This window comes from Neobacillus cucumis (assembly GCF_023715505.1).
The window spans coordinates 1-17,635 of sequence record NZ_JAMBOH010000018.1 but is presented as its reverse complement, the minus strand read 5'-3'; the positions used below and the strand labels follow the sequence as shown (position 1 = coordinate 17,635).

The following is a 17,635-nucleotide window of genomic DNA, read 5'->3' as shown; positions in this document are numbered from 1 at the left end:
ACCTAACTTAGTGATTGTTCTGAAATTGAAATAGCTGACCCCGTCGATGTATGTTCGTTCACCCAGCCAAGTGAGGTTTCAGAAACCTCCTGCCAATTAGGGATTTCCTCTCTATGTTGTTCTACCCAGCTCATGCAGTATTGCGGATCAATGTTATATTCCATACATTGAGAGAGAAATGATTGAATCGTATCCTGATTGCAATTTTCCCAGGACCTGCATGTAAAGCCCCATATATTTTCCATCTTTGCTTGAATAGATACCTCATTAATAAAATTACTAAATTGCCCTGACATTAACTCCACTCCTTCAGCCGATAAATTTTTCTACACTAATCAGTATGTCCAAGCACATCAAGTCAAAATTCAGGGAGAACAGGAATATTTTTCAATCCTTGGAGCAAATTATTATAAGAAATCTTGGAAACTGAATGTTAAAAATTTACCCAATCGGAGTTTTTCGATGAAAAAATTCAAAAAATTACTTAGAGACGAACAAAGGTCAATACCTAATGAAGAAACGGAAAAGGAAATTGAAGCGAATTTATCCATTAACATCGATCGATTAAAGCACCTCTTTGCGGACTGCTCTGATATCGTCTTTCGGCAGATTATTGCTGGAGAGGTGGAAGCCTGCCTATTGTTTGTAGATGGTCTGATTGATGCCAACAGCATCCAGTTGCATGGAATAAACCAGATTCTTAAAGAAGTAGAAAAAGATCGGGTTACGGCGGACTTTTTATTGGAGAGAATTATTTCAGCCAGCTCAGTCAAAGAAATAACCAAGCTTGATGATGTGGTCACTAATATATTAAAAGGGAATACTGTCCTTTTAGTTGATAAAGTGAAAACCGGAATTATCATTGATGCAAAGGGAGGACAGCGTAGAGGAGTATCAGAGCCGGAAACAGAGTCCGTTGTCCGTGGACCCCGTGAAGGTCTCACTGAAAGTCTAAGAGTGAATACCGCCCTTGTCAGACATAAGATCCGCTCTAATCGACTTAAGGCGATTTCTAAAGATGTTGGAGAAGAAACAAGAACTGGAATTGCGATTATGTACATCGATGGTTTGGTATCACCCGAACTCTTACAGGAAGTTCAGGCACGGCTCGATCGGATCAAAATTGATGGTATTTTGGAAAGTGGTTATATTGAGGAATTAATTGAGGATAACCCTTGGAGTGTATTTCCGCAAATCCAAAATACTGAACGCCCAGATACGATTGCAGCCAATCTGTTAGAAGGAAGAGTGGCGATTATTATCGATGGGACCCCGCTCGCCCTCATCATGCCGGCTACCTTTTGGCAGTTCATGCAAGCCAGTGAGGATTATTACCATCGTTATCATATATCTATTTTTCTTCGTTTGCTTCGTATCATCTTTGTATTTATTGCTCTTACCTTACCAAGTATTTATGTAGCCGTGACTACCTATCATCAGGAGATGATTCCGACTAACCTGCTGTTTAGTATTGCATCAGCGAGGGAAGCCATCCCATTTCCAGCTTTTGTCGAGGCTATGATAATGGAGATTTCCTTTGAAGCGCTCCGGGAAGCAGGGGTACGGCTGCCTAAAATTGTTGGTCAAGCTGTAAGTATCCTGGGAGCACTTGTGATTGGGCAGGCCGCTGTTGAGGCAGGAATTGTTTCGGCTCCTATGGTTATTGTCGTTTCCTTAACGGGTATCGCTTCTTTTACTATCCCAAGATTCAATATGGCGATTTCTGTTCGGCTCCTGCGTTTTCCATTTATTGTTCTTGCAGGAATGTTCGGTTTATTTGGGATTGTCTTGGGTATCTTGATTATCCTAACACATTTATCCAAATTAAGATCCTTTGGTATTCCTTATTTATCTCCCGTATCTCCAATGTCGATGAAAGGACTCAAGGATGTATTTATACGGGTTCCATGGTGGTCGATGAATCAACGTCCGAATCAAACCGTTAAAGTGGATATGACACGAGAAGGGAAAGGTTTAAAACCAAGCCCCGGAAAAGGAAGCGAAGAAGGGGATGAGTCATGAAATTAATCCGTCTGTTATTACCTTGCATAACCGCGCTCATTTTATTGACAGGCTGTTGGGACCGCTCAGAGATTAACGATATTGCATTTGTTGTCGCCACTGGTGTAGATAAAGGGGAAAAGAACAAATTCCTTTATTCCGTACAAATTCCGCTCCCTAGCTCTATGGGCGGGGCAGGATCAAGCGGCGGTGGCGGGGGAACAAGCGGTGAAGGGCCCTACTTAGTCGCTCAAGGAAATGGTGGTAATGAACGGCAAGGGATTGAGGAAATACAAACTAAGTTGTCCAGGAGGATTTATTTAGGACATAGAAGAGTTCATATTATCGGGGATTCGCTTGCTAAAGAGGGGATTAAGAAGTCTTTAAATGCCATTTTTACACAGCCCCGGTCAAGGATTTCAACCTTTTTGCTCATCTCTAAGGGTGATGCCGTGAAACTATTGAAGACACAGCCGAGAATGGAACAATATTCGGGTGAAGGTATGAGAGAAATGTCTAAAAACAGTATTAATATGACAGCTCGAGAAGCTCTACAAGATTTGTATCGGGATGGGAAAGACATAGTCATTCCAATCGTTAATGCTGCTGGTACAACGAAGGACGATAAAAACAAAAAAGAAGTTCAAATGGAGAGCTTTGCAGTTTTTAAAGAAGACAAGCTTGCCTTTTCTTCCAATTCCAATGAAAGTGAAGGTATATTATGGTTATTTGAAAAAATGCAAAAGAAATCTGCCTCTTTTCCGGTCGCAAAGAATGAGGAGATTTCGGTGCAGATATTTGAGAATCAAACGGAACCCACTTTGAAGATTGTCGATGGAAAACCCACCTTCCTCCTGACAGTCAGGGCCGCAGGCGTTTTATTTGAAAATGAGCCAAACTATCGAATCGAGGATCCCAAAACGTATCGATTGATTATTAGTAAAATGGAGAGTCAAATCAAAGAACAAATTCAAGCAATTTTAAATCATGCTCACTCACAAGGTATAGATGTTTTTGGGTTCGGCTGGTATCTTTTTAAAAATAAACATCAAGAGTGGGAACATAATTGGAAGAATGACTGGCCAAAAACTCTGCCAAACTTAAAAGTAACTGTGAAAGTAGATGCAGATATCCAAAGAACAACGAATATAGGAATCATTGAAAAGGAATGACAGTATGAAAATAGGGATGATTGTTGTATGGTTATGTCTCATGCTCTATGTTTTATTTGTCTTTAAAAAAGAAATTATCAGTAAAAAAGAACGAAAATGGGTTTACTTATGGGTGGGTATAGCTTTTGCTATGTCCATCTTGGATTTATTTCACCTATCACTCAGTACCGTCACTACATTTTTAAATGTAACATTTGAAGGCATTTCGAGAATGGTTGTGAAATTATGAAACAAAAAATATCTGATGTCCAATTGGCCCTCTTGGTTGCCAATTTAATCTTTGCCGGGCCTGTCATAAGCCTGCCACAAATTATTTTACAACAAGGTGATCAAAATGCTTGGATAGTGCCGATTATCATGTATCCCATATTAATATCTTTGATTTTTATTGTTTTTGGGAAAAACAAAAATATCGAATGGTTACAAAACGTTCTTTTAATTGGTAGTAAAAGTAAATGGATTGAAAAGGTCTTTATCATGTTCTTCCTTCTGTTTGTTATTTTCACCATCGTCAGGGATTTAAGAGGAATGATAGACTTTGTTGCAACAGTCCTTTTACCAACGACACCAAATGATATCTTAATGGTTCTGTCCATGTTAGTAATTGTTTATATCGCAATTTCTGGGCTTGAGGTGGTAGCTAGAGTCACCGGGATCACTTTTTCAATATTATTTATCATTGTGGCCATGCTGCCTTTCTTACTATTGAATGAATGGAATTTCGGAAATCTGCAGCCCCTGTTCGGATGGGAATCTATTCCGGCGATTCTAAGAGCCTTTTATGTCACCTTCTCTTGGATGGGGGAAATTTTATTTTTTTTAATCATTATTTCCAACATCAATCCAGCTAAAAGAGCACGACGAGCTGTCATTATTGGAACAGGGCTTGGATTATTTCTTTTCTTTGTAGTACTGTTTTCGGCCTTGGCGGTTTTAGGAACAAGAATCATCCGCGAATCTACCTATCCAAGTCTTATGCTTATTCAACAAATTAATATTACCGATTTTCTTGATCGGCTCGATTTGGTAATCACTGTAGTGTGGCTCCCAACGATTTTTACGAAGGTTGCTTTTCTTCTTTATGCAATCAATCACTGCTTTAGCTATCTTTACAAGGGAAACACGAATAAGTTCTTATTTCCTATTGCCTTTATTATTGGGTATTTATCGATCTTAATGTTTAAGAATACCATGGATCTTTTACGTTTTTCTTTCTATACTTGGAATATTATCGGACTTATCTTACAGCTGATGTTACTGTTTATCTTCCTTTTTGTTAAAAGAAATGTAAAAATGAGGGTAGAACATAATGAGGCTAAAACCTAGAAATTTCAAGTTGTGGAAATTTGATTACTAGTGGAAGAAAAAATGAGGGAGAGCCACTTCTCCTTCATTTTTTATGTTACATTATAATAAAAAAAATTGTGAGGTACAGAAATGGAAAAGGGTCTATCAGGAAAACGAATTGTGGTTGGCGGTACACGCAAACTTGAAGAAATGAGTACAATAATTGAAAAACAAGGCGGTATACCTATTATACGTTCTCTGCAGGGGACCGTATTTTTAGCTGAAAAGGAAGTTGAGCCGGATGTGCTTGAATTTATCGAAAACGGTGCTGACTGGGTTATTTTTACAACAGGAATTGGGATAGACACCTTGGTTAATATTGCAGCGAAGCTGGGATTAGAAGAAGCTTTTATCGAAAAAATCCGCAATGCAAAGGTTGCTTCTCGTGGGTATAAAACGCTGGCAGCTCTGAAAAAATTAACAATCAAACCGCTTGCTGCATCTGATGACGGGACAACAAAAGGCTTAGTTCGTGCCTTTGAAGGAGTTGACTTTAGCGGAAAACGAGTCATGGTTCAGCTTCATGGAGAAACGGCACCTGTTCTAACTCAATTCCTTGAAGACCAAGGTGCAGTGGTTCAAAAAATACTGCCATATCAACATATTGAACCAGAAGTGGAAACCGTCAAGACCTTATGCAAGGAGCTTATCACTGAGGAGTGTGACGCCGTTTGTTTTACAACTGCGGTTCAGGTTCGTTCCCTTTTCGATTATGCTAGGAAAACTAATAGTTATAAAGAAATCGTTGGAGCTTTTAAGGATCAAACACTAGCCGTTGCTGTTGGAAAAGTAACTTTAGAAGCCCTTACGGAAGAAGGAATTGACCGCGTTCTAGCACCAGAAAATGAACGAATGGGTGCGATGATCATTACCCTTGCGAATTATTATTTGAAGGCAGACATTTAACTTGTAATCTATCAAAGCATTCGTTTTGGATTCGGATGCTTTTTTCTTTTTCAAACTAACATGCTATAGTATCTAAAGGAATTGCCCTTAAAGGAAGAGAAATAATGACCACAGTAGTTTCTTATCTAAAGGAGTGGCAGCAAGCCCTCCAGAATGAAATCAATTATTTAAAAAAGTTCGGCAGCAATAAATACTTGGTTAGCAATGGCCGGCTGTTATCAACGGATGGTTCTTTTTCTTATTATTTTGAAACATCGTCATCATTACGGATACCAGTTGGTTCTACTATTAGACTCGAGTGGGGTGGGATTTCCCAAAATGGACGGATCCTGTCATCAGAAGGAATAGGGGTCATCATAGCGCTGGAACAATCGTTTGGCGACTTAATTTCAGAAGCCACTTTGTATCATGATCCGTGGGAATTGCTGGAGCAGTTGATAGAACGACTTGATGAAATCAAAAAAGATAAACAAAAGCGGCTGCGAGTTAAGAAATTAATAGATCCCTCTATGCCAGCCACACATCCTGTTGAAAAAATTAAGAGCACCGTCCATGAGCTAGTTCTGCGTTCCAAATATAATCCGGTCACCTTTGTATGGGGGCCGCCTGGTACTGGCAAAACCTATACACTCGCCAGAACGGCTGCAAATAGATATTTTCAAGAAAAGCGGGTTCTTATTTTATCACATAGCAACCAGGCAGTGGATGTTCTAATTGGTGAACTATCCGATTTTATTAAAAAGAAAAATCGGTTTCGAGAAGGCGATGTCCTTCGCTATGGGTTTGGAACAAGTGAACAGTTTGCCGATCGGGAAGCTGTTACGACAAGCGAATTACTCGAAAAGCAAGATCCGGGTCTTGCCGAAGAGAAGGTGACATTACTCGAAGAGCGGAAGCATTTAAAGCAGGACATAGCACGCTCATTCAGCAAAAGGGATACCAATCAACTATTAGAGCTTGAAACGAAAATTGCCAGGGTGCTTGAAAAGATACGTCAAAAGGAGATCCAATTTGTTGAAGATGCCTTTGTAGTTGGGACAACTCTTGCCAAAGCTGCTAGTGATCCAGCGATCTTTGAAAAAACGTTTGATGTGGTAATCGTTGATGAGGCGAGTATGGCTTATGTCCCACAGGCAGCATTTGCTGCTGCACTTGGAAAACGGGTGATTATCTGCGGTGATTTTAAGCAGCTTCCGCCAATTGCAGCTTCAAGAGACCCTCTAGTAAAGGAGTGGTTGAAAGAGGATATATTTCACCGCGCGGGTATTGTGGACTGGGTAAAGGATGGTAAGCTGCACCCCCATTTATTCTTACTGAAAGAACAACGCCGGATGCATCCAGATATCTCCGCCTTCACTAATCAATATATCTATCAATCACTAGTTGGCGATCATGAAAGTGTTTGGAAGAGCCGGAATAAAATTGTTGAAAGTGCACCATTCCCAAACCGTTCCTCGACTCTGGTTGACACCAGTTTAACAGGGGCACATTGTATAACGGAGAGGACCTCGCAATCAAGGATGAATATATGGCAGTCGTTGTTATCGTTTCAGCTAATTCACGAGTCTTATGTGAGTGGGCTGCGGTCGATTGGTTATGTGACTCCGTATCGCGCCCAAGCCCAGTTAATGGACTTGATTCTTGAAGATTTATATGAAAAAGAGCGTAGACTCGCGGATATTATTGCTGCCACGGTTCATCGATTTCAGGGCAGCGAGCGGGATGTTATGATCTTTGATACAGTCGAGGGGGCGCCGCAAACTCGGGCAGGCATGCTCGTAACAGGTAAGGATAGTGAACGGTTAATAAACGTTGCTATTACTCGAACAAGAGGGAAGTTCATCCATGTCAGCAATCAGTCCTTTATCCGCAGGCATGTTTTTCAAGGGAAAACTCTGAGACAGCTTGTGGACCATCAGGTTAAGAAACAGCAATTGGTGGAAACAAAAGATATTGGAACGTGGATTAGACATCAGCATCCTCAATTACAATGGATGCACGCTCGCAGGCTAGAAAAAGTTTTCCAGGATCTTGATTCTGTAAGGGAATCAATCGTTCTATCTTTGCCAGCACAAACTAGACTTACCGCAGTATGGGAAGAGAAGCTAAAAAGTCGAAGTAAATCAGTAAAATTAACCGTGGTTTCAAACGAGCAATGGCAAAACCTGCAGCCTGAGCAGAGAATTGTTGAGACTTTTCCGTTTCCATTTATCATAATCGATGAGGCTCTTTTATGGCTGGGTCTGCCGTTAGAAGGAGCCAAGGAAATCCAGCCGCCCTACGTGGCAGCAAGACTTGAGTCGGTGAAGGTTTCTAATTATCTTTTAAACCAAATTATAACGAAAGAGTAATGATCCACTTGCTATAGTAAAAATATAGACAAAAAAGGGGAAAGAAGAAAGTTGAAGCGTGAACAAGTAATTATTATCGGCGGGGGAATGGCAGGGAAATTGATTGCCGCGGCAATATCCCCCTATTTTCATCATGTTCAAATCTTGGAGAAGGATCCTCAGCCTGAAAATAAGAGCACTGTTAGAAAAGGTGTTCCTCAGGCCCACCACATCCATGCTCTCCTGCATGCAGGTGACCATGCATTAGAAAGATTATTTCCCGGGTTTCAAAAAGATATGGTAAAACGAGGATCGATTAAAATAGATTCACTTCGGGATCTTGCGTGGTTTCATCATGGGGTTTGGAAATTGCGGTTTAAAAGCGGTGATACAACACTCTTACAGACAAGACCTTTGCTCGAAACCTATGTCGAGGAAAGGGTAAACCAAATTGCAAATATTACTTACACATATGGAACAAAGGTACAATCCTTTTTATTAGCGGACGATCAAGCACACGTCTATGGTGTAGAAGTTCTGCAAGAAAATAAAATTAAAACATTAATTGGAGATTTAGTGATTGACACTAGTGGCTCAGCTTCATTTACGCAAGGATGGCTGGAGAAGCAGGGGCAAACGGTACCTGAGGAAAAGGTTGACATAGGACTTTGTTATGCCACACGAAAATTTACACTCCCAGAGCCTCCAGATGATTTTAAAATAAAAATTATTTACCCAAATCCCGGCAAGGAAACAATTGGCGGTACCTTGTCAATGGTCGAAAACAATCAATGTATTGTGACGCTCAATGGTTATTTAAATAGCTTAAATCCTGCTGAGCTAAAAGATGTACAGGGCTTTATTAATAAGACGGCCATGTTACCACTACCTGATATCTATCAAGCATTACAAAAAGGTACCTCTGAATCTGAAACCGCAATTTATCAAGTTCCTCAAATCATGTGGCGCCATTTTGAGCGAGTAAATCTACCTGCTGGATAATTAGTTGCGGGTGATTCGCTCTGCCGCATTGACCCAGTGTTTGGACAAGGGATGAGTATTGCAGCAATAGAAGCATTGGCAATTAGAGATTACATTGCTTCAACCTCCCCATCGAGCCAATTGAAAAAATTACAGAAACAATTGGCAAAAATCATTGCACCTGCTTGGTTTATGGTCCTTTGTGAGGATTTTCGATTTGATGGGGTGAAAGGGAAAAAACCAGTAGGATTAAAGTTTCTACAATGGTATGTGAAAAAGATATTTTTACTGTCGTCAAAAAATAAATTGATCTATAAAGATCTAGTAAAGGTTACAAATCTAGTAAGTCCAGCAGCTATCCTTTTTAAACCATCGACAATCAGAAAAGTTTTAAATCATAAAAATAACGATGCCGAAAAGGTAGATTCATAATAGTTGAAAAAATAAAAAATATCTTGCTTATATTCGTTTTCCTTCTTGACAATTTGCCCTTTTCTATAGATAATCAAATAAATAAAAATAGTAAATGGTATGGGACTAGTAAATCATTGGAATGTGTTAGAGAGTGAAACCCACAGGCTGAAAGGTTTCTCACGGAAAGATGGTTGAACCTGCCCTTGAAAGCTGCTTATGCAAACATAAGCCGTCCCCCTCGTTACGGGTTGAAGAGGATGCACTTGCATCAATGAAGGTGGTACCGCGGAAACGATTTTTCCGTCCTTTTTTAAGGACAGAAGAATCGTTTTTTTTATTTTTAAAAATGAAAGGTCGTACTTAAATGAAAAAACAGCTGGTGGTCGTAAAAATTGGAAGCAGTTCATTAACAAATGCTAAGGGAACCATTTCCGAAGAAAAAATGCGTGATCATGTCGAGGCACTTGCCTGCCTAAAAGCTCAAGGACATGAAGTCATTTTGATTTCATCCGGTGCAGTTGCAGCAGGATTTGGCTCACTAGGCTATCCGACTAGACCCAAAACGACAGCTGGGAAACAGGCGGCCGCTGCAGTCGGGCAAGGGCTTTTAATGCAGCATTACATTGAACTTTTTAAAGAGTTTAAGATGATGCCAGCACAAATGTTATTAACGAGAGAAGATTTTTACAGCCAAACAAGATTTCAAAATCTATTTTCTACCATTCATGAGCTGCTCGGGCGGGGCGTTTTGCCGATTATCAATGAAAATGATTCGGTTTCCATTGAGGAATTGACCTTTGGTGACAACGACTTGCTATCTGCACTCGTCAGCGGCTTTTTACATGCGAATGCCTTGATTATATTAACAGATATTAATGGGCTTTATGATGGGAATCCCAACGTATCAAAGGATGCTAAAAAGTTTAATTTCATCCCGGAGGTTTCGGATGAGCTTCTCAGTTTTGCTGGGGAAAGTGGTTCATCCGTTGGCACTGGCGGCATGAAATCAAAATTGCTGGCTGCTAAAAAGGCTCTATCCCTCGGGGTCAGCGTTTTTGTTGGTACAGGGAAAGGGAAGGAAAAGCTTGCTGATATTCTTGCAGGTAAAGGGGATGGTACCTATATTGGCGGACCCTTCCATACCCAAATGCAAATGAGGAAGCAGTGGATTGCTTATCATTCCCAAGTTGGCGGAGTGATTGAAATCGATGATGGGGCGGAAAATGCAATTCTTTTCCATGGGAAAAGTTTATTACCTGTCGGAGTAACGAATGTGAATGGGGACTTTAATGCCTTGGATGTCGTGGAAGTTAGAAATCAAAAAGGGAAATTAGTCGGTAAAGGACAGGTTTTTTATTCAGCTGAGGATTTAATTAGTGTCAAAGGCTTACCTAGTGAACAAGCGAAAAGTTTTTCTATTAATAAAAAAGCTGAAGTGATCCATCGAGACAATTGGGTTAAATTACCAAAGGAGTGATTGGGGAATGGGCGAACTGTTGGAAAAAGCAAAGAAATTAAAAAAAGCGTCAAAACAATTAGGAATGATATCAACGGTTGAAAAGAATGATGCACTATTGAAAGTAGCGGATCATCTTTTAACGGAAAAAGAATTCATTTTGAGCGAAAACGCAAAGGATATTGAGGCAGGCAAGAACAGAGGACTTTCATCATCCCTTCTTGATCGCTTGCTTTTAACAGGTGAAAGAATTGAACAGATTGTGGATGGTGTGAGGCAATTAGTTCAGTTAAATGATCCAATCGGAGAAACAATAGAAGCCTGGGAGAGGCCAAACGGGTTACAGATTGAAACGATTCGTGTCCCGCTTGGAGTGGTAGGCATGGTGTACGAGGCACGTCCAAATGTTACGGTGGATGCCGGAAGTCTTTGTCTAAAAGCGGGAAATGCTGTGCTATTGCGGGGTAGTTCTTCAGCAATTCATTCCAATAAGGCCCTTGTTCAGGTAATGCGTGACGCCTTAAAAGGGACGGCGATTCCAGAGGATGCTGTTCAATTGCTGGAAGATACCAGCCGCGAAACAGCTGCTGAAATGTTTAGACTAAATGAATATCTTGATGTGCTCATTCCACGCGGCGGGGCGGGATTGATTCAAACAGTTGTTCAGAATGCGACTGTACCTGTATTGGAGACAGGTGTTGGAAACTGCCATGTTTTTATTGACGAAACCGCCGACAAAGAAATGGCGATTGAAATTGCCATCAATGCAAAATTACATCGTCCATCCGTTTGTAATGCTGCCGAAACAGTCTTAGTTCATGAAAACTGGCCTTATACATCAGAATTATTAACTCGTTTACAGGATAAAGGAGTAGAGCTGCGCGGTGATGATTCGTTAGTTTCAGCTTATTCGTATGTAAAACCAGCAACCGAGGAAGATTGGGCCAGTGAATTTTTAGCCCCTATTTTAGCAGTGAAACAAGTTAGCGATGTTAGAGAAGCGATTACTCATATTGACCAATATGGAACGAAGCATTCTGAAGCCATCATTGGTGAAAATGATGAAAATGTCCGTTTATTTTTCCAAGCTATCGATGCAGCCGTACTTTATCACAATGCGTCGACTCGTTTCACGGATGGAGAACAATTTGGTTATGGGGCAGAAATTGGGATAAGCACACAAAAACTTCATGCCCGCGGCCCAATGGGTCTTAAGGCGTTAACAACCACGAAGGCTATTGTCCGGGGAACAGGTCAAATCAGATCATAAATTTTAGCAAATAGCGCAGAAATGCGCTATTTTTTTTTGACCTTCTGGTATAATTAAATACAAACATATATTCTCATATAGTAAGTTGGTGAATTTGTGTCAGAAGACATTCAAATATCAGTAAGAACACTTGTAGAACATGTTTTCAAGAGCGGCAGTATAGATGCCCGTTTCCGCTCAACAACTGCAATGATTGATGGGACAAGGATCCATCAAAAAATTCAAAAGACCTATCAAGAGGGTGACCAAAAGGAAGTAACTTTAAGCACCGGGATTCGGTATGAAGGTCTCACTTTCTTAATTGAAGGCAGATGTGACGGGCTTTTATTCCACGATGACAAAGTTATCATAGACGAAATTAAATCTTTTTCCCAGCCGCTTGATCAACTTGAACCAGAAGGCTACCCTGTACACTGGGCCCAGGCCAAAATGTATGCTTATATCGTGGCAATGGATAGGGAACTTAAAGACATTAATGTTCAGTTAACCTATGTCCACGTTGATACGGAAGAAAAAAAATCACTTATCCGAAACTATACATTTTCCGAGCTTGAGAGCTTTGCATGGGAGGTTGTCCAAGGCTATTTTCCCTACGCCAAACTACTTCACAATCATCGTAAGGAACGAGATGAAAGCTGTAAAGAACTAGTATTTCCATTTAAATCGTATCGCAATGGGCAGCGGAAATTGGCTGGAGCCGTTTATAAGACGATCGTCGACAATAAAAACTTATTTGCGAAAGCCCCAACAGGGATTGGAAAGACGATCTCCACACTCTTTCCTGCTATGAAGGCAATCGGAGAAGGGCAGTTAAACCGTGTTTTCTATCTCACTGCCAAAACCATTACCCGTACGTCAGCGGAAGAAGCGTTTGCCCGGATGGGTTCCTGCGGATTAATTGCCAAGACGGTTACCATTACGGCGAAGGACAAGGTTTGTTTTCAAGAGGAAACCAAATGTCAAAAAGAATTTTGTGAGTTTGCGAATGGTTATTATGATCGGATAAATGAAGCGATTCTCGATATTTTATTAAATGATAATCAGCTTACACGTGAGGTGATCGAGAGATATGCACGGAAGCATAAAGTTTGCCCATTTGAATATTCCATCGATCTCGCCTATTCGGTGGATGCAATTATATGTGACTATAATTATCTCTTTGATCCGCGGGTCTCATTAAAACGGTTGTTAGAAGAGCAAAAGAAATCAACTGCTTTATTAGTGGATGAAGCACACAATCTTGTCGACCGCGGCAGGGAGATGTTTTCTGCTTCCTTAAATAAGGAGCCGTTCCTTCAATTAAAAAAAGACTTTAAGGGAGTTAACCCAACCATTTACGATACTGCCAGCAATATAAATGCCTGGTTTATTAAAATGAAGAAGATGAACGAGAACCAAAAGGAGTTTGTGTTGGAACAGCTGGAGGATGCCTTTTTAGAACAAACTCGCCAATTTGCCATAACAGCAGAACAAGTTCTCCAATTAGAAACCTCACCATTATTACTAGAAACGTATTTTATGGTCAATCAATTTTTAAAAATAACTGAACTGCTCAATGAACATTTTGTCATTTATGCAGAAAAAGATCGAAACGATCTAAAAATTAAGTTGTTTTGCATTGATCCCTCGTCGCTCCTTCGTCAAATGGGTAAAGGCTACCGCGCCAAGATCTTTTTTTCCGCCACTCTTTCGCCGATGGCCTATTATCAAGATATTCTTGGCGGCAGTGAAGGGGATTATTTACTAAGCATTCCCTCTCCTTTTAATGAAGAGCAGGTGGATGTCTTGATCAAATCATTGTCAACACGGTACCGTGATCGGGAGCGAACAAGGGATGAGATTATTTCCGTTATTCAATCCATGCTAAAGAAAAAGCCAGGTAATCACCTGATTTTCTTTCCATCCTATCAATATTTACTGGCCGTTTACGAACAGTTTAAACAGATCGATGTTAACACGCGGACACTCATTCAAGAACCAAGTATGACGGAGAGTAAAAGAGAAGACTTTTTAGCAGCATTTAAGCCGAACCAAACAGAGACATTGCTTGGATTTGCCGTTCTAGGCGGGGTTTTTTCAGAAGGTGTTGATTTAGTGGGTGATCGTTTAAATGGAGTAGTGGTGATTGGTGTTGGCTTACCACAGGTTTGTTTTGAAAGAAATATGATCAAGGATCATTTTTCCTCCCAGGGGAAAAACGGGTATGAATATGCTTATGTCTATCCGGGGATCAATAAGGTATTACAAGCAGGCGGGAGATTGATTCGCTCTGAACAGGATCACGGGACGATTGTTTTAGTCGATGACCGTTTCTTGCATAGGCAGTATCAACAGTTATTGCCAAGTGAATGGAGACAATTTAGGATTATATAATGAACGTTTTAAAGCGGCCAAAAAAAGGCTGCTTTTTTTTTATATTTTTCGTGACATTATTCTTAAAATTCTCATATAATTAAAGAAAAAGTTGCGCACGGGAAAAACTTTAGAAAAGGGGAAAGAGAGATGGATAAACCTAAAAAAATTAAATTAGTGAATGGGGAAAAAGGAAATGTAATTAAAATTACGTCCTTAAACATAGAAGGTGTCATGAGAAGAAGATTATTAGATTTAGGATTTGTTTCAGGGGCGTTAGTAGAAGTGGTCCGGAAAAGTCCATTGGGCGATCCGATTGCCTTCCGGGTCAGCCAGACGACGATTGCCCTCCGGAAAGAGGAAAGTTCACGAATTGAAGGGGAGCTGTTGTCAAATGGGGAATGAATACAGAATCGCCTTAGCAGGTAACCCGAATACAGGGAAAAGCACCTTATTTAATGCATTAACAGGTCTTAGACAGCATACTGGAAACTGGGCAGGGAAGACGGTTACCCTTGCGGAAGGCAGTGTTCCGTTTAAGGATAAAATCTTCCATTTAATTGATTTGCCAGGGACCTATTCCCTGTTTTCAAATTCAACAGATGAAGAGGTTGCTAGAAATTATATAGTCTTCGAAAAACCGGATGTTACTCTTGTGGTCTTGGATGCAACCTCATTGGAGCGGAATTTTAATCTTGCCTTGCAGGTGTTAGAAATGACGAAAAATGTTGTGATTTGCATTAATCTCATTGATGTCGCAGAGCAGCAGGGAATTCACATCAATGAACGGCTGTTGACTAACCGGTTAGGAGTTCCGGTGATAAAAATTTCGGCCAGAAATAAAAAGGGCTTTCCTATGTTACTTGATACGATTGATCGAATAGTAACAGGAAAAATCGAATGCAATCCCTTACAGATGAAATATCCGGATGAAATTGAAGAAAAGATAAACATCATTGAACCAAAGGTCCGTGAATTGGTTGGCAATCACATATCTTCTCGCTGGGTTTCATTAAGATTACTAGATGGAGATGAGACACTTTTAAAAGAAATCACTAAACGATTGGTGCCGGAGGTAGTATAGACATGAGTATTCAAGAGCTTTATACAGAGGCACAGGCCTTATCGACGTCCAAATTGCGTGACGACATTGTCGAGCAGCTATATGATCGCAGCCGTCAATTATGCAATGAAGGAATCTCCTATACAAAATCCAAGCAGGATACCCGGACAGAAAAACTTGACAGCATTTTCACTTCGCCTATCTTTGGCTTCCCGATTATGATTACTATGTTAGGTGTGTTATTTTACTTAACCATTGCTGGAGCGAATATTCCATCTTCTTTGCTTGCAGAATTATTTGGGTGGATTGAAGGGCAAATAACAACCTTCTTCCATGCAATTCATGCACCAGATTGGCTCCACGGTATCTTAGTGTTAGGTTTATACCGCGGAACAACATGGGTAATTAGTGTGATGCTGCCGCCAATGGCAATCTTTTTCCCAGCCTTCGCGTTATTAGAGAATTATGGCTATCTGCCGAGGGTTGCTTTTAATATGGATCGACTTTTTAAACGGGTCGGAGCTCACGGGAAGCAATCGTTAACGATGGCCATGGGGTTTGGCTGTAACGCTGCCGCCGTCATCTCGACTAGAATCATAGAATCACCAAGGGAAAGAATGCTTGCCATATTAACCAACAATTTTGTTCCTTGTAATGGACGCTGGGGAACTTTGATTGTATTAGCTTCATTATTTATGGCTGCCAATTTTACAGGAGGGTTAAAATCATTGGTTACCACCGGGGTAATCGTAGGGATTGTCTTATTTGGGATTATCGTGACTTTCTTTGTCTCTTGGGCGCTGTCTAAAACAGCCCTTAAAGGAATACCTACTCATTATACGTTAGAGCTGCCGCCTTACCGAAAACCTAAAATCTTGGATACGGTAATCCGTTCTTCTTTAACAAAGTCCTGGTCCGTCTTAATGCGTGCGGTTAAAGTCGCTGCTCCAGCGGCCATTCTGACCTGGGTGTTTGCCAACATTTATATTGGGGACACTAGTATCCTTATGTACGCCGTGAATTTTCTAGATCCGTTTGGAAAAACGCTTGGTCTTGATGGTTATATCATGATGGCGTTTATCTTAGGGCTTCCCGCCAATGAAATTGTTCTTCCAATCCTATTAATGGGCTACCTATCAACCGGCTCGTTAACGGAAGTGGATAATTTAGTTGATTTAAAACAAATTTTCCTAGACCATGGCTGGACGTGGCTTACCGCACTTAACATGATGTTATTCTCCCTTCTCCATTATCCATGCGGAACTACGCTATTAAATATCTTTAAAGAAACGAAAAGTAAGAAATGGACGTTCTTAGCCTTTCTGATTCCAACCGTCATCGCCATCTTCATCCCATTCATTATTACCCAAGCTGTTAGAATGTTTGACTTAGTATAGATGATAAAAGAAATTAAAAAAATACCCTCAAATTGAAATTTGAGGGTATTTTTGAGCATTATTTCCTCTTTTGTATTTCCTCTGTAACGACAAAGGCAAGATCATCGTTTCCGAATAATGAGAGTACACCAAGCAGTGTTTGGTCAGCAATTTCCCCTGCTTCCTCTTTTGGTACTGTCAATTCGATCGCCTCACTTAATGCCGGATTGGACGATTGGTTCGGATAAGCTCTTAAATATAATTCTTCGGGATCTAGGTCATGATTCACACACCACTGGGCAAAAACAAGAATCATCATTTTTTCTTCACCTTGGTAGTGCTGAATTATTTTTTCTTCTAATTCTTTTGAATTCATTTTAGTATTTCTCCTTCAAAGCTTTTATAAATTTTTAAATCAATGCTCAATACCTTTTATACTACCATAAAAATGGGTACAATTTGGTATGGACATGCTTTTATGAGATACTGTCTTAAGTATTTATTTTTTTAGTAAAGGGGAGTTTAAGGTGAGCAAAATTGAAGTAGGCGAAATCTTTACCATTAGTGATGAAAGTAACGAAGAGCAGGAAGTAGAAGTATTAGGTGTTATGACGATTGAAGGAAATGACTATGTTGCGGTTGCATTTGCCGATGACGTTAGACAGGAAGAAACGGAGGAAGATATCGATATCTTCTTTTTAAAGGTAGATGAAGATGGTGATTTCACCGCCATCGAAAACGATGAGGAATTTGATAAAGTTTCCGCTGCCTTTGATGAAATGATGGATGAAGAAGAAGAATGATTTATTAAGAGAGGAGTTCATGCCTCTCTTTTTTTTTCTTACACGGAATAAATAACACCAACGGTAATAATGAGTTATAATAGACTTATAAATCATTAAAGTTGGTGTTTATTTATGCGTACTAAAAACCGATTAAATCCAATTGAGTCTATCTATTATAGTCC

The 17,635-nt window shown here is 40.2% G+C and carries 17 protein-coding genes; 15 read left to right on the top strand and 2 right to left on the bottom strand.

The features are described from left to right. Positions 1–2: 2 nt before the first annotated feature. Positions 3–296, bottom strand: a complete 294-nt coding sequence (locus M3226_RS21420) for a hypothetical protein (protein ID WP_251570467.1) — start codon at positions 294–296, stop codon at positions 3–5. A 166-nt stretch (positions 297–462) separates the two neighbouring features. On the opposite strand from M3226_RS21420, the gene M3226_RS21415 reads away from it, so the two are divergent. From M3226_RS21415 to M3226_RS21350, 14 genes are all read left to right on the top strand, one after another. Continuing rightward, positions 463–2,022 (top strand): spore germination protein, encoded by a 1,560-nt coding sequence (locus tag M3226_RS21415; RefSeq protein ID WP_251570466.1) that lies wholly within the window; start codon positions 463–465, stop codon positions 2,020–2,022. Further along, a complete protein-coding gene (locus M3226_RS21410; RefSeq protein WP_251570465.1) occupies positions 2,019–3,173 on the top strand; it encodes a Ger(x)C family spore germination protein in 1,155 nt (384 codons plus the stop codon). The genes M3226_RS21415 and M3226_RS21410 overlap by 4 nt, the downstream gene beginning before the upstream one ends. Positions 3,174–3,177: 4 nt before the next feature. Next, positions 3,178–3,402 (top strand): hypothetical protein, encoded by a 225-nt coding sequence (locus M3226_RS21405; RefSeq protein WP_251570464.1) that lies wholly within the window; start codon positions 3,178–3,180, stop codon positions 3,400–3,402. Continuing rightward, entirely contained in the window at positions 3,399–4,499 is a 1,101-nt protein-coding gene (locus M3226_RS21400) for a GerAB/ArcD/ProY family transporter (protein WP_251570462.1), read from the top strand. Before M3226_RS21405 ends, M3226_RS21400 begins: the two co-directional genes overlap by 4 nt. A gap of 111 nt (positions 4,500–4,610) precedes the next feature. Then, entirely contained in the window at positions 4,611–5,426 is an 816-nt protein-coding gene (locus M3226_RS21395) for a uroporphyrinogen-III synthase (protein ID WP_251570461.1), read from the top strand. 104 nt (positions 5,427–5,530) lie between these two features. Further along, a complete protein-coding gene (locus M3226_RS21390) occupies positions 5,531–7,777 on the top strand; it encodes an AAA domain-containing protein (RefSeq protein WP_251570460.1) in 2,247 nt (748 codons plus the stop codon). Between the two features lie 51 nt (positions 7,778–7,828). Continuing rightward, entirely contained in the window at positions 7,829–8,758 is a 930-nt protein-coding gene (locus M3226_RS21385) for an FAD-dependent oxidoreductase (RefSeq protein ID WP_251570459.1), read from the top strand. Between the two features lie 51 nt (positions 8,759–8,809). Next, positions 8,810–9,169, top strand: coding sequence for a hypothetical protein (locus tag M3226_RS21380; protein WP_251570458.1), 360 nt, complete (start codon positions 8,810–8,812; stop codon positions 9,167–9,169). A gap of 346 nt (positions 9,170–9,515) precedes the next feature. Then, positions 9,516–10,628 (top strand): glutamate 5-kinase, encoded by a 1,113-nt coding sequence (gene proB, locus M3226_RS21375; protein ID WP_251570457.1) that lies wholly within the window; start codon positions 9,516–9,518, stop codon positions 10,626–10,628. A 7-nt stretch (positions 10,629–10,635) separates the two neighbouring features. Then, positions 10,636–11,877 carry a glutamate-5-semialdehyde dehydrogenase gene (locus tag M3226_RS21370; RefSeq protein WP_251570456.1) on the top strand — a complete coding sequence of 414 codons (1,242 nt, stop codon included), beginning with the start codon at positions 10,636–10,638 and terminating at the stop codon, positions 11,875–11,877. A 96-nt stretch (positions 11,878–11,973) separates the two neighbouring features. Then, positions 11,974–14,250, top strand: a complete 2,277-nt coding sequence (locus M3226_RS21365) for an ATP-dependent DNA helicase (RefSeq protein WP_251570455.1) — start codon at positions 11,974–11,976, stop codon at positions 14,248–14,250. A 129-nt stretch (positions 14,251–14,379) separates the two neighbouring features. Next, the gene (locus tag M3226_RS21360; RefSeq protein WP_251570454.1) at positions 14,380–14,634 is read left to right on the top strand and encodes a FeoA family protein; all 255 of its coding nucleotides are present in this window, start codon (positions 14,380–14,382) and stop codon (positions 14,632–14,634) included. Next, positions 14,624–15,313, top strand: a complete 690-nt coding sequence (locus tag M3226_RS21355) for a FeoB small GTPase domain-containing protein (protein ID WP_251570453.1) — start codon at positions 14,624–14,626, stop codon at positions 15,311–15,313. Before M3226_RS21360 ends, M3226_RS21355 begins: the two co-directional genes overlap by 11 nt. 2 nt (positions 15,314–15,315) lie before the next feature. Then, positions 15,316–16,689 carry a nucleoside recognition domain-containing protein gene (locus M3226_RS21350; protein WP_251570452.1) on the top strand — a complete coding sequence of 458 codons (1,374 nt, stop codon included), beginning with the start codon at positions 15,316–15,318 and terminating at the stop codon, positions 16,687–16,689. Positions 16,690–16,747: 58 nt separating this feature from the next. Here M3226_RS21350 and M3226_RS21345 read toward each other — a convergent pair whose 3' ends face one another. Beyond that, entirely contained in the window at positions 16,748–17,044 is a 297-nt protein-coding gene (locus M3226_RS21345) for a hypothetical protein (RefSeq protein WP_251570450.1), read from the bottom strand. Between the two features lie 151 nt (positions 17,045–17,195). Here M3226_RS21345 and M3226_RS21340 point away from each other — a divergent pair, with 151 nt between their 5' ends. Beyond that, positions 17,196–17,471 (top strand): DUF1292 domain-containing protein, encoded by a 276-nt coding sequence (locus M3226_RS21340; RefSeq protein ID WP_251570449.1) that lies wholly within the window; start codon positions 17,196–17,198, stop codon positions 17,469–17,471. The last annotated feature ends 164 nt before the right edge of the window (positions 17,472–17,635 follow it).